The following is a 13,106-nucleotide window of genomic DNA, read 5'->3' as shown; positions in this document are numbered from 1 at the left end:
CTCCAGGCAGGCCTGGAGCACGCCGCGAAAAAAGCCTCACCACTTGGAGGTAAGGCGCAGAACACCGCAACATCCGCACGGCGCCAAAGGGTCCGGCGCAGGTATATCGGTACGGTTGGTGCGCCCGTTCGTCAGGCCAGCCCGAGGGTGAGATGGGGGTAGCCGGCGTGGATGCGGTCGCCGAGCTTGATGTCGAGGCCGGCGATGAAGGATTCGATCTTCTCGGTGGCCTCCTCGATGGTTCCGGCCTCACCCTTGTACTCGAACTCGATGAAGTCTCCGAGGTCGCCCACACTGTCAAAGGCGACGGCGATGCTGTCGATGAACCACTCTTCGCGAGTCTTGTCGACCGTGGTGAGCTTGGTGAAGTTGAGGGAGTCCAGGATGTGCTGGACGGCCATGGCGTCGGAGACGGCGCTCTCGAACTCGTCGCAGTGGGTCTTGATCTTCTCCTCCAGCGGGTACCACCGCTTGAAGTTCAGGGAGGAGATGCCGTCCTCGATGCGGATCCGGAGCCACTCGGAGATCACGTCTCCGGAGAGGAAGTCCTTGTGGGGGGCGTTGTAGTAGTGGTCGACCTGACGGGTCGGCCGACCGGCCTTGCCGCCCCGGGCCGTGAGCTGGTCCCTCAGCTCCTGGGGGTCACTGAGGAGCTTGAACTTCTGTTCGACTTCGGTGTACTTCACGGGCTCTTCTCCTGAGTGTCGGTCAGCGAGGCGATGGTCTCGCGGACGGAGGCCATGACGGATTGGATCTGGTCGATCTCGGGGGCTGTGAGCGGGTCGCCAACTGCGGAGACGTTGACGCTGATCTGCTGGGCGGTGCGGAAGCCGACGAGCAAGGCGGCGTTTTCGGATCGCTGGAGGGCGTATTGGAGGGCCACGCGGGTCAGGTCGGCCCGGGTGCATCCAAAGTCCGCTCCGAGTTGCCTCAGACCGTGCCGCACAGCCCCCACGGCTGCCGGGCTGAACTTCGGGTCGCCTCGGCGGTGGTCGCCCGGTGGGAAGGTGCGCGGGAGATCCGCGCGGTGGGCGCCGACCAACAGCCCCTGCCCGAGTGCCTGCTTGATGAGAACGCCGACGCCGCACTCGTCGGCGAGGTCGAAGATATCGGCGTCCATGGGCTCGTACAGGGGACTGAGCATGTTGTAGCGGACGGTCAGCACGTCGGCTGGACGACGGCGAACCTCAGCATGAACGCGGATGCCTCTGCACGGCGCGGGTGGCTGACGTCCTCGGCCCATGCCAGGCAGAAGTCGTGCGGGGCACGCATACCGATGGCCTTGATCAGGCCCTGATCGCGTAGTTCCCGGAGGGTCTTGGCGGCCTCGCCGAGGTAGCGATGGTCGGGGCCGAAGTCGGAGCTGTGGAGGGAGTACAGGTCGAGGTAGTCGGTGCCGAGGTTGTCCAGGGTGGCGTCGAACTGCCGGAGGATCTGGCCTCGCTCGTACGGGTGAGCGGCATTGCCGCGGATGTGGCCCACCTTGCTGGAGACGGTGAGCCGGTCGCGGTTGGCAGTCGTCAGGAGCCGGCCGACCAGGCGCTCGGACTGGCCGAGGCCATAGGCGTCGGCGGTGTCGTAGAGGGTGATGCCGAGGTCGTGGGCGCGGACGAGGGCACTGTACGCCTCGTCCTCGTCCACTCCGGTCCAGCCGACCGGGACGCCGTCGTTGGTAGCGAGGCCGCCGATGGTCCAGCATCCGGCGCCGATCGCCGAGACGTGGCCGAGGCCGGGCACATAGCGCTTCTCCATGGTCGTCTCCTCAGGTTCCGCAGGGGTCGGAGGCGTTGATGGAGCGCCACTCGGAGGTCTGCTCCCAGCGCAGATACTCCTTGTCGAGGATGGCGGCGAAGTCCTTGGGGATGTTGCGCAGGACGTGCTCGACGCCACCGGCCATCTTCTTCGAGAGGGCCTTGAACTCGTCTTCCAGCTCGGTGCGCACACGGGTGCTGAGGGCCGCTTCCGCACCTTCCTCGCCGGGCGTCGGCGGGGTCTGCTCGATCGCGTCGATCATGCGGCCGAAGACCTGGTAGGCGGCGTATTTGAGGACGATCCGGGCGGCTCGGACGATGCTGCGGGGGTCGCCGTCGAGCATCTTCTCCAGGGACTTGAAGGTGTAGTCCAGGGCGAAGTTCCTGTCGACCCAGAGCTGGGCCCACTGGCTGGCGATGCCGATCCGCCAGTCGGCGAATCGGGAGTCGACCCGGCCCATGGACGGCCGAACCTCGCCGGTGAGCCCGGCAGCCTGGGCCCGCTTGGTGTAGGCGGCCCCGACCAGGCACTCCATGCTGACGAGCATGTAGGAGATGCCGCTGTGCAGGGGCCTGCCGGAGGATGCCCAGGCCACCCACTCCGGGTCCTGGACGCCTTCGACGATCTCCCGGATCGGCAGGTTGGGCATCGGTCGCAGGAGGAGGTCGGTCCGACCCTGGTAGGCGTAGGTGGCTTTCAGCTCCTCGAACGTCATGAGCTGGTCGAAGCTGATGTATGTGAACCTGGTGGGGACACCGAGCGCCGACAGGGTGCGGATGGCGACGGCATTCTGCTCACCGGTGGTCTCCTTGTTGAACCGCTCCAGGATCGAGTCGACTCCGGACTCGACGCCGAACAGGCAGCGTCGAAGGCCGTGTTGCACGAGCCGTCGCCACATGTCGGCGCGCTCGCGGTGCCAGGCGGTGTCCCGGTCGAGGCGGACGACCTGGTCGACGCGGCAACTGGTCTCCCACGTGAAGCCCGCGTCGTGGAGGGTGGAGCCCATGTTCAGGGCGCGGGGCACTGCGCCATCGTCGCGGCCGATGAACTCCTCGTCCACCAGGTAGAGCGTCCGGGAGACGTGCGGGTACCTGTCGAAGATGTGCCCCATCTCCTCGAGGAGCCACGGGAAGGCTTCCGGGTGGCTTCCGAACCAGGTCCCCTTGTGGCCGCGCGGGCAGAACGAGCAGTAGTTGGTGCAGCCGCGAGAGCCCTCGGCCTGGGCGACGCCCTTGTGCTCGAAAGTGGCTGGCAGGAGGTCCAGCTCGGGGAAGATGTCGTCCTGCGAGCTGCTGACCGGCTTGGCGGTGCGGCGGCGGTTGATGATCAGAGTGCCCTCGCCGCGTGCGGCTCCGTTGTAACCGATGCCGTGGACCTGGTTCAGCGGGATGTCGCCGTGCCAGTGGGCGAGGAGGCCTTTGATCGTGGGCTCGCCGGCTCCCCGGGCGACCAGGAGCTTGGGGTAGCGCTCCAGGAGGAGGGCTTCGTTGCGGGCGGTGAGGCTGCCCCCAGCGATCACCATCGGCTGGGATTCGAGGGAGTAGGCGGCGTCCAGCAGCTCGGTCATGAGGTCGTGCTGGCCGAAGGTCGCGCTGATCCCCAGGATGTCCGGCCGGTTCTCGGCCACCGCCATGATGAGGCCGCTCAGCGTGGTGCCGAGCTGCATGTCGAGGAGGGAGACCTCCCCGGTGAGCGTGGACCGGGCGGCCCTGGCCACGTCGCTGACACCGAGCGGGAAGCGGGGCAGCGGGAAGTGTTCGGGGTGGTAGAGCGCGGCGAGCAGGACGGTCGGCTTGGTGAAGCGGTGGATCGCGGCGTTGTCGAGGTTGGCCAGGGACAGCCAGGAGTCCGGCGTGTCCATCTCGATGTGGCCAGTGAGCCAGGCCGGCCAGTAGCGGGTGTCGTGGTTATGGCCCGAGAGGTCGGCGACGACCCAGCGGGCGTCCAGCTGTTCGATCAGCACGAGCCGCCTGTCGAGGGTCCCGGCCACGAGGACCCGGCTGGCGTGGTCGCCGAGGTGTTTGGTGAGGTGCTCGCGGAGCTCGACGGGGTTCACGAGAAGCCGGTCGGTCTCGGCCGCCGCGACAGTCGGGGCCTCGGGCGCGGCGAGCTGCAGGGCTTCGCGCAGGCGGTCGAGCTGAGGGCGTGTCGTGCGTTTGATGTGGGTGGTCACTGGAGCCTCTCTCCGGAGTCGGCGGGATGAGGGTCACGGAGGCGTGACGGATCGGCCCGGCACTGAGACGTTTCGTGCGGGCTGAGAAGGAGTCGGGGGTTAGGCGGCCGAGAGGTTCCGTGCCCGGATGAGGGGGCGGACCTTATTGACCGAGATGATCTGCCGCAGCACATTGCGGCGGGCCTGTTCGCGCGCCAGGGGCTGGAGGGCGACCTCGGCCCAGACCCACTTGCCGGTCGGGGTGAGCTGGGCTCCGTGCCGGTTCGCCAGTGCGGCGACGAGCCACAGGCCGCGTCCGGACTGGTCGTCGGGCGCCGCGTGACGGCCGGACGGCAGAACCGCGCTGCTGTCCTGGACCCCGACCGTCACCATCCGGGTCCGGGTGTTCAGCTGGAGGGTGAGCGCGATGGTGTCCGCGGTGGTGTGCTCGACAGCGTTCGTAACCAACTCGGAGGTGATCAGGTTCAAGTTGTCGTGCACCTCTTCGCTCATGGAGATCCAGGCCCGGATCGTGCGGCCGACCAGGTCCCTGCTCTTGGGGACCGACTCGTTGACACGGGGCAGGGCGAATTGGCGGAAACGCACGCTCATGACGCAACACCTCGGGCGGGGATCGATGGCATGACCGTGTTTGAACCTGGGAAAAGAGCCACCCAGCCAGGGCTTTCAGCCCCAGACGGCTGACTTACAGTCAATGTCACGTCGCCGTCCGTGAATAGGTGCCAGCCTGTATGCCGCTTGTGAGCCAGATGTAGGCCGACTTGTAGTCCAGGGAAGGGGCGCCGTGTCGGAAGATGTCTCCACTGGCGAGATGATCAAAAGGGCGCGTAGCGCAAGGGGCTGGTCTCAGGAGCGTCTCGCCATCGAGCTGGGAAAGGTCGAGGGCAGAGGAGGGAAGGGGCCGGGACGCGGGCAGGTTTACCGATGGGAGAAGCATGGGCGGGCACCGAAGTACTGGTGGCCGTACCTCTGCGAGGTGCTGGGGTTCGGCTCATCTGATGATGTGCCTGTGGCGCAGGTTGACGTGCCCGAGGGCGGTGTGGGCGATACCGTGAGCTCAGTCCTCGCGCTGGGAAGGAGCGAAGTGCTTCGCCGGGAATTCATGGCCTCCTCCAGCGGCTATGCGCTCGCGGCCCTTGGCCTGCCCGATCTGGACAGCATCACCCGCAGGGTGACGGCCAACTCCGGTGCGACGGTCCGGGTCGGCCAGGGTGAAGTCCTTGCTGTCCGGCAGATGGTCAAGTCGTTCGGTGACGCGGCGGCGGAACTCGGCGGTGGTCATGCGCGGCACCTTGCCGTCCAGTGCCTCGTGGAGAACGTCAGTCCATGGCTGGACGGCGCCTGGTCCGAGTCCGTCGGGCGCGGACTCTTCGCCGGGGCCGCCCAGTTGACCCACCTCATCGGATGGATGGCCCAGGATGAGGGCAACCATGGCGTCGCCCAGAAGTACTACGCGCACTCGTACCGGCTGGCCGCCGAGGCCGGCGACGCGGAACTCGCGGCCACCGCGCTCCGCGGCCTCGCCGTGCAGGCCATCGACCTCGGCTACCGGGCCGCCGCTGTGCGGATCGCGGAGGAGTGCGTCGACCAGGCGAAACGTCTGGACGACCCGAAAGCGCTCGCCTACTACGAGACCACCCTCGCCGACGCCGCGGCCCAGGACGGTGATCGGACGACGGCCACCCGCTTCCTCGCCACGTCCCAGCGGCACATCGAGCGATCCTCGCCGACGCCCGGCGACTCCTGGGCGAGCCACTTCAGCATCGGTCGCTGGGCTCACCATTCGGGGATGATCCTCGCCCAACTCGGCGACTACGAAGCCGCCCAGGAGCATCTCCAAGTCGCCCTGGACGTTCACGGTCTGGACCGACGCCGTAGCCACGCGATCGTCCTGGCCGACCTCGGGGCGGTGCAGGTCCGTCAGGAGAACCACGGAGCAGCCCTGTCGACGTGGTGTGAGTTCCTCGTGCTGGCCGAAGGCCTCCGATCGGTGAAGGTGGATGACGCCGTGACGGACATGCGCGCCCGCCTTGCGCGCATTCGGACCGTCCACGGCGCTACGGAACTGGACGAGCGGGCCGTCCTGTTCCTCGCAGGGCGTTCGGCCTGAAGGCCTGCGGTCAACAGGGCCGCTGCAAGGACTCCATCGCCGGCCGGATCGACCTGGACCGGGTCGGGCGGCCCTGGGGGGATGTGCTTTCGACGTCCGCGACAAGGACGTTGCTTGCCACTGCGTGATCCGGACGCCGCCGAGGCGTGGAGCCGCAGGTACCGCCGCTGGGCCCCCGGGCGCTGTGCTCCGCGCTACCGGGCCCGGCGGTCGGGGGCCGGGGTGCGTGGTCGTAGGCGCTCTCCCTGCGGTCCGAACATGATCAGGTATTCGACCGGTCCGCCGGGTCCGGCGTTCGCGACCCCGTGGGCGGTGCGGGTGTCGAACTCGGCCACGTCCCCGGCGCTCAGTACGAGGTCCTGCTCGCCGAGCGCCAGCCACAGCCGCCCGTACAGGACGCACAGCCATTCGTAGCCGTCATGGGAGACCTGTCGCGGCCGCGCCGGCGGTGCGTCGACGGCGGGCAGGACGTGCTTGTGGGCGTGCAGGCCCCCGACGTACCGGGTCAGCGGTAGCACCGCCTTGTCGCTGCCGGAACGCTGCGGCACCGGGGTGCGCGGTCCGGCCGCCGCGGCGGGTGCGGAGCCGGCCAGCTCGTCCAGGGAGACGTCGTACGCCTTCGCGAGCCGCAGCAGCACCTCCAGCGTCGGCTTGCGCCGGCCGGTCTCGATCCGCGACAGCGTGCTCAGCGAGATGCCGGTCGCGCGGCTGACGCCGGTGAGTGTGGCGCCGTGCCGCTCGCGCGCGGTCCGCAGGCGGGGGCCCATGGCCGCCAGTGTGTCGGCTGTGCCGTCGTCCGTCACCGTCGCCCCGCTCCCTGCGGCCGTGCCGCCTCCACCGCCCTGTCCTGCCAGTTTGCCACGATGGCAAGGGTGTTCGCGGCGCGCGACCGCGGCGCCGCATGATCGGTGGGTAACCGCCGCCGCCCGTGAACCGAGGAGAAGCGATGCACCAGCCCGCGCCGTCCACCGACCTGCGCCACCGCACCATCGAGGCACCCGCCGGGCGCCTGCACCTGGTCGAGCAGGGCACCGGACCGCTGGTCCTGCTCGTCCACGGCTTCCCCGAGTCCTGGTACTCCTGGCGTCGCCAGCTCCCGGCCCTCGCGGCGGCGGGGTACCGGGCCGTGGCGCTCGACGTGCGCGGCTACGGCCGCTCCTCCAGGCCGGCCGCGACGGACGCCTACCGGATGCTCGACCTGGTGGAGGACAACGTCGCCCTGGTGCGCGCCCTGGGCGAGGAGAGGGCGGTGGTGGTCGGGCACGACTGGGGCTCCAGCATCGCGGCGGCCTCCGCCCTGCTCCACCCCGAGGTCTTCCGCGCCGTCGCGCTGCTGAGCGTCCCCTACGCGCCGCCCGGCGGCCCCCGCCCCACCGAGGTCTTCGCGCGGATGGGCGGCGACCAGGAGTTCTACGTCTCGTACTTCCAGGAGCCCGGCCGGGCCGAAGCGGAGATGGAGCCCGACCTCCGGGGCTGGCTCGCGGGCTTCTACGCGGCCATGTCCGCCGACACCATGCCCGCCCAGGGCGAGCCCGATCCGCACTTCGTGGCCCGCACCGGCGGTCGGCTGCGCGACCGCTTCCCCGGCGGCAAGCTGCCCGCCTGGCTGACCGAGGACGACCTCGACGTGTACGCCGGGGAGTTCGAGCGCACCGGCATGACCGGGGCCCTCAACCGCTACCGCGCCATGGACCGCGACTGGGAGGACCTCGCCCCGTACCGCGGGGCCCCGATCAAGCAGCCGTCCCTGTTCATCGGCGGCGCCCTGGACGCTTCCACGACCTGGATGGCCGACGCGATCGACGCCTACCCGACCACCCTTCCCAGCCTGGCCTCCGCCCACATCCTGGACGGCTGCGGGCACTGGATCCAGCAGGAGCGCCCCGAGGAGGTCAACCGCCTGCTGACCGCCTGGCTCGCCTCCCTCCAGGACTGAACCGGCGGGCGTGCCGGCCGGCCCCGCCGCAGGGGGACCCCGGTCGGCACACCCGAGGACAGCGCCCGAGCCCCACGCCCGCCCGGTGCCGAGCGTCCCCCGGCGCGAGCAGGCCGGTCACCTCGGCGACGGCCTGCCAGCCGCGCACCAGTCCCGATCCGGTATGGATGTTCCTCAACCCCTGTGCGATATCCGGCCGTTGTGGCCTCCTCCGAGGTCGCGACCCGGTCCCGCGCGGTCGCCGGGTCGCCGCCCCTGGCGGTGCTGCGGCGTGCTCCGGGCCGAGCCCAAAGCACGCCGGAGTGGCAGCCCGTGGGTGTCCGCTCCTGGCGGGTCGCGGCCCGGAGGCTTCTGCCGGTTCTCCAGGCGACCCGCCGCAAGGTGCCCGGTATGTCGGGTATGTGCAGGCCCCTTCGGGGTTCAGCAACGCACGATCATGAACCCCCGGGACGGGTTCCGGTGGTGTGCGGGTGGGCGCATCCTCGTGGGGCGGGCATCGCCGCCGAGGTGGCGGCCGGGATCTCCCGCGACCGAACTCGCCGGTCCAGAGGACGGCCCCGGGGCGACGACCCGGTGGTCCGTCGGGGCCTTCCGGTGGTCGGCCGTCTGATTCTCACTGCGGGGGGCATCGATGATGGACAGTGCTGGTTGTCGTGGCGGGCGTGAGCTCCCGGCGCGTGCGGTCGCGGTGGTCGGGATCGGCTGCCGCTTTCCGCAGGCGGACGGTCCGGGGGCGTTCTGGCGGCTGCTGCGCGGCGGTGGTGACGCGGTGGCCGGGCGGCGGGGTGACCGGGGGCCGGCGCGCGGGGGGTTCCTGGACGGGGTGGACGGGTTCGACCCCGAGTTCTTCGGCATCTCGCGGCGTGAGGCCGTGGCGATGGACCCGCAGCAGCGGCTGGCCCTCGAACTGGCGTGGGAGGCGCTGGAGGACGCCAGGACCCTGCCGGGCGCTCTGGAGGGAAGCCGGACGGGCGTGTTCCTGGGGGTGATCGCGGACGACTACGCGACGCTGCTGCACGGGCTGGGCCCCGACGCGGTGACCGGGCACACGCTGACCGGGCTGCAGCGCGGGGTGACCGCCAACCGGATCTCGTACACGCTGGGCCTGCACGGTCCGAGCCTGGTGGTGGACACCGGCCAGTCGTCCTCGCTGGCCGCCGTGCACCTGGCGTGCGCGAGCCTGCGCAGCGGCGAGTCCGAGCTGGCGCTGGCCGGCGGGGTGAGCCTGATCCTCGCGCCGGAGAGCACCCGGGCGCTGGAGCGGGCCGGAACGCTGTCGCCGGACGGGCGCTGCTTCACCTTCGACGCCCGCGCCAACGGCTACGTCCGGGGCGAGGGCGGCGGGGTGGTGGTGCTCAAGCTGCTGGAGGCCGCCGTCCGGGACGGCGACCGCATCCACGCCGTCATCCGCGGCAGCGCCCTGAACAACGACGGCGCGACGCAGACGCTGCCGACCCCGGGCCGGGCGTCGCAGGAGCGGGTGCTCCTGGAGGCCTGTGTCGACGCGGGCGTCGAGCCGGGCGAGGTCCAGTACGTCGAGCTGCACGGTTCGGGGACGCGGGCCGGCGACCCGGTCGAGGCCGCGGCGCTCGGTGCGGCGCTGGGCTCGGTGCGCGGAGAGGGCGATCCGCTGCTGGTCGGGTCGGTGAAGACGAACATCGGCCACCTGGAGGGCGCGGCCGGGATCGCCGGGTTCATCAAGGCCGTCCTGTGTCTCGCCGAGCGCGAGCTCGTGCCCAGCCTGAACCACGTCGGGCCCGGCGAGCGGGTCCCGCTCGACGAGCTGCGGCTGCGGGTGAACACCGAGGCCGGGGCCTGGCCCTCGCCGCACGGTCAACTGGTCGCCGGAGTCAGCTCGTTCGGGATCGGCGGCACCAACTGCCATGTGATCCTCTCGGATTGGCCGGGCGTGGACGCGGCCGACACGGCCCCCGAGGAGAAGGAGGAGGCCGGGGCGCTGCCGTGGGTCCTGTCCGGCCGGGACGAGCCCGCGCTGCGTGACCAGGCCGAACGGCTGCGCGCCCACGTGGCGGCGCGTCCGGCGCTCGGAGCGGCCTCGGTGGGCCGGTCGCTGGCCGTGACCCGCACCGCGTTCGAGCACCGCTGCGTGGTCGTCGCGGACGACCGGGACGGCTTCCTCGCCGAACTCGCCGAACTCGCCGAACTCGCGGACCGGGCGGCCGGGCGGCCGTCGGCGGCCGTGGTGGAGGGCCGGCACGAGGGGCCGCCCGTACGGCCGGTCTTCGTCTTCCCCGGCCAGGGCTCGCAGTGGACGGGCATGGCGGCGGAGCTGATCGAGACCTCCCCGTTCTTCGCCGAGCGGATCGACGACTGCGCCGAGGCCCTCCGCCCTTACGTGGACTGGTCGTTGGCCGACGTCCTGCGCGGGGTCCCCGGTGCGCCGCCGCTGGAGGGCGACGAGGTGGTCCAGCCCGCGCTGTGGGCGGTGATGGTGTCGCTGGCCGCGCTGTGGCGCTCGGCCGGGGTGGAGCCCGCCGCCGTGGTGGGCCACTCGCAGGGCGAGATCGCCGCCGCCACCGCCGTGGGCGCCCTGTCGCTCCGGGACGGTGCGCGGATCGTGGCCCTGCGCAGCCGGGTGCTGAACCGGATCGCGGGCGGTGGCGGCCTGTTGTCGGTGGACCTCCCGGCCGAGCGGGTGGAGCGGGACCTCGCGGCGGTCGAGGGCGCGGGAGTCGGCCTCGCGGCGGCCGGCGGCCCCGGGCTGTCGGTCGCGGCGGTCAACGGCCCGGCGCACACGGTGGTGGCGGGGCCGGTGGCCGCGCTCGACGCGCTGGCCGCCCACTACGGGCAGCGGGTGCGCACCCGGCGGATCCCGATCGACTACGCCTCGCACAGCGCGGCCGTCGAGGAGCTGCGGGACGGCCTGCTCGCCGCCTTCGCCGGGATCGCCCCGCGCTCCACCGACGTGCCGTTCCACTCGACCGTCACCGCCGCACCGATCGACACCGCCGAGCTGGGCCCCGGGTACTGGTTCCGCAACCTGCGCGAGCCGGTGCGGTTCGGGCCGGCCGTCGAACGCCTGCTGGACGCGGGCCACTCGACCTTCCTGGAGATCAGCCCGCATCCGGTGCTGGCGATGGGTGTCCGGCAGGCGATCGACCTGCGCGGCGGGGACGGCGCCGCGCTGAGCACGCTCCGGCGCGGCCACGGCGGCCGTCGGCGGTTCCTCACCGCGGCTGCCGAGGCCTTCGTCCGGGGCGTCCCGGTCGACTGGTCCGCGCTGCTGCCCGCCTCGGCGCCGCTCGCCGACCTGCCGACCTACCCGTTCCAGCGCCGCTCCTACTGGCCGTCCGGGATGCCGGGGGCCACCGGGAGCGAGCGGGCGGACGAGGGGACGCAGGCCCCGGCGCCGGTTCCGGTCATGGACGGACGGTCGGTACTGGAGCTGGTCAGGAGCCTGACCGCCGTCGTGCTGGGCACGGGCTCGGCCGCCGACGTGCGGCCCGGGCGGACGTTCCGCGAGATGGGCCTGGACTCGGCCATGACGCTCGAACTGCGCGACCGGCTGGCGGCCGCGACGGGGCTGAACCTGGAGAGCACCGTCCTGTACGACCACCCGAGCCCGGCCGCCCTCGCCGCCGCGATCGGCGCGCTGAGGGCGAGCGACGAGGCCGGCAGGGACAACGTGGCCGAGCCGGAGGCCGGCAACGGCGACGAGGTCGGCAACGACGGCGAGGTCGGCAACGACGACGAGGTCGGGAACAACGACGCGGCCGACGACCCCGTGGTCATCGTCGGCATGGCCTGCCGCTTCCCCGGCGGGGTGCGCTCGCCCGAGGACCTGTGGGACCTGGTCGACGCCGGCACCGACGCCATCGGCGACTTCCCCGACGACCGGGGCTGGGATCTGGCGGCGCTCCACCACCCGGACCCGGACCGGGCCGGCACCTCCTACGTCCACCGGGGCGGCTTCGTCCGGGACGTTCCGGACTTCGACGCGGAGTTCTTCGGGATCAGCCCGCGCGAGGCCCTCGCCATGGACCCGCAGCAGCGGCTCCTGCTGGAGGTCGCCTGGGAGGCGCTGGAGCGCGCCGGGATCGACCCCGCGGCGCTGAAGGGCAGCCGGACCGGCGTGTTCGCCGGGGCGATGCACTCCGGCTACGGGCCGAGCATGGAGACGGCCGGGCCCGGCGTCGCGGGGCACCTGCTGACCGGCACCAGCGTGAGCGTGGTCTCCGGGCGGATCGCGTACGTCCTCGGCCTGAACGGGCCCGCGCTGACGGTGGACACCGCGTGCTCGGCGTCGCTGGTCGCGCTGCACCAGGCGGTGCGGTCGGTCCGGGCCGGGGAGTGTTCGCTCGCCCTGGCCGGCGGGGTCACCGTCATGGCGACCCCCGGCATGTTCGTGGAGCTGTCCCGCCAGCGGGTGCTGGCCGCCGACGGCCGCTGCAAGGCCTTCTCCGCCGGGGCGGACGGCACCGGCTGGGGCGAGGGCGCGGGCATGGTCGTGGTGGAGCGGCTCTCGGACGCCCGCCGCCACGGCCACCCGGTGCTGGCGGTCGTGGCCGGCAGCGCCGTCAACTCCGACGGCGCCTCCAACGGGCTGTCCGCACCCAGCGGCGTCGCCCAGCAGCGCGTGATCGAGGACGCGCTCGCCGACGCGGGGCTCGCGCCGCAGCAGGTCGACGCCGTGGAGGCGCACGGGACCGGTACCGCCCTGGGCGACCCGATCGAGGCCAACGCCCTGCTGGCCGCGTACGGGCAGGGCCGGGAGCGGCCGCTGTGGCTCGGGTCCCTCAAGTCCAACATCGGGCACGCCCAGGCCGCGGCGGGTGTCGGCGGCGTGATCAAGATGGTCCAGGCGATCCGGCGGGGCGCGCTGCCCGCCACGCTGCACGCCGACGAGCCGTCCCCGCACGTGGACTGGACGGCCGGCTCGGTGGCCCTGCTCGACCGGGCCCGGCCCTGGCCGGAGACCGGGGAGCCCCGGCGCGGCGGCGTCTCCTCGTTCGGGATCAGCGGCACCAACGCGCACGTGATCCTGACCGAGCCGCCGGCCGGGCAGCCGACCGGGCCCGAGGCCGCGGGGGAACCGGCGGCACCGCCCGTGGTGCCGGTCGTGCTGTCGGCCCGCACCCCGGAGGCGCTGCGGGAGCGGGCCCGCGGGCTGGCCG

Annotated in this window: 9 protein-coding genes; 3 read left to right on the top strand and 6 right to left on the bottom strand. The window is 72.0% G+C overall.

The features are described 5' to 3' along the window. Nucleotides 1–131: 131 nt before the first annotated feature. From cyaB to ACFU6K_RS13480, 5 genes are all read right to left on the bottom strand, one after another. Nucleotides 132–686, bottom strand: coding sequence for a class IV adenylate cyclase (cyaB, locus tag ACFU6K_RS13500; protein WP_380662808.1), 555 nt, complete (start codon nt 684–686; stop codon nt 132–134). Next, nucleotides 683–1,165 (bottom strand): aldo/keto reductase, encoded by a 483-nt coding sequence (locus tag ACFU6K_RS13495; protein WP_380662806.1) that lies wholly within the window; start codon nt 1,163–1,165, stop codon nt 683–685. The genes cyaB and ACFU6K_RS13495 overlap by 4 nt, the downstream gene beginning before the upstream one ends. Next, the gene (locus tag ACFU6K_RS13490; protein ID WP_380662804.1) at nt 1,159–1,752 is read right to left on the bottom strand and encodes an aldo/keto reductase; all 594 of its coding nucleotides are present in this window, start codon (nt 1,750–1,752) and stop codon (nt 1,159–1,161) included. The genes ACFU6K_RS13495 and ACFU6K_RS13490 overlap by 7 nt, the downstream gene beginning before the upstream one ends. Before the next feature lie 10 nt (nt 1,753–1,762). Further along, entirely contained in the window at nt 1,763–3,925 is a 2,163-nt protein-coding gene (locus ACFU6K_RS13485; RefSeq protein ID WP_380662802.1) for a B12-binding domain-containing radical SAM protein, read from the bottom strand. Between the two features lie 99 nt (nt 3,926–4,024). After that, nucleotides 4,025–4,516: an ATP-binding protein gene (locus tag ACFU6K_RS13480; RefSeq protein WP_380662800.1), complete on the bottom strand. Its 492-nt coding sequence runs from the start codon at nt 4,514–4,516 to the stop codon at nt 4,025–4,027. A gap of 418 nt (nt 4,517–4,934) precedes the next feature. Between ACFU6K_RS13480 and ACFU6K_RS13475 the strand changes: the two genes are divergently transcribed. Next, entirely contained in the window at nt 4,935–6,035 is a 1,101-nt protein-coding gene (locus tag ACFU6K_RS13475) for a tetratricopeptide repeat protein (RefSeq protein WP_380662798.1), read from the top strand. Between the two features lie 194 nt (nt 6,036–6,229). Here ACFU6K_RS13475 and ACFU6K_RS13470 read toward each other — a convergent pair whose 3' ends face one another. After that, complete coding sequence (locus ACFU6K_RS13470) at nt 6,230–6,802, bottom strand: helix-turn-helix domain-containing protein (RefSeq protein WP_380662796.1); 573 nt, start codon at nt 6,800–6,802, stop codon at nt 6,230–6,232. A 179-nt stretch (nt 6,803–6,981) separates the two neighbouring features. Here ACFU6K_RS13470 and ACFU6K_RS13465 point away from each other — a divergent pair, with 179 nt between their 5' ends. After that, complete coding sequence (locus tag ACFU6K_RS13465; protein WP_380662794.1) at nt 6,982–7,971, top strand: alpha/beta fold hydrolase; 990 nt, start codon at nt 6,982–6,984, stop codon at nt 7,969–7,971. A 631-nt stretch (nt 7,972–8,602) separates the two neighbouring features. After that, nucleotides 8,603–13,106, top strand: a 4,504-nt coding sequence (locus tag ACFU6K_RS13460; protein ID WP_380662792.1) for a beta-ketoacyl synthase N-terminal-like domain-containing protein, incomplete at its 3' end; no start/stop codon positions are given.

It is taken from the genome of Kitasatospora sp. NPDC057512, assembly GCF_042802135.1.
Taxonomy (GTDB): domain Bacteria; phylum Actinomycetota; class Actinomycetes; order Streptomycetales; family Streptomycetaceae; genus Kitasatospora.
This window is presented reverse-complemented; position numbering and strand designations above follow the sequence as displayed.

Excerpts from the sequence above, each read along its gene's own strand:
- ACFU6K_RS13490 (WP_380662804.1), bottom strand. The coding sequence starts at position 1,752 with ATGGAGAAGCGCTATGTGCCCGGCCTCGGCCACGTCTCGGCGATCGGC.
- ACFU6K_RS13480 (WP_380662800.1), bottom strand. The coding sequence starts at position 4,516 with ATGAGCGTGCGTTTCCGCCAATTCGCCCTGCCCCGTGTCAACGAGTCG.
- ACFU6K_RS13470 (WP_380662796.1), bottom strand. The coding sequence starts at position 6,802 with ATGGGCCCCCGCCTGCGGACCGCGCGCGAGCGGCACGGCGCCACACTC.
- ACFU6K_RS13465 (WP_380662794.1), top strand. The coding sequence starts at position 6,982 with ATGCACCAGCCCGCGCCGTCCACCGACCTGCGCCACCGCACCATCGAG.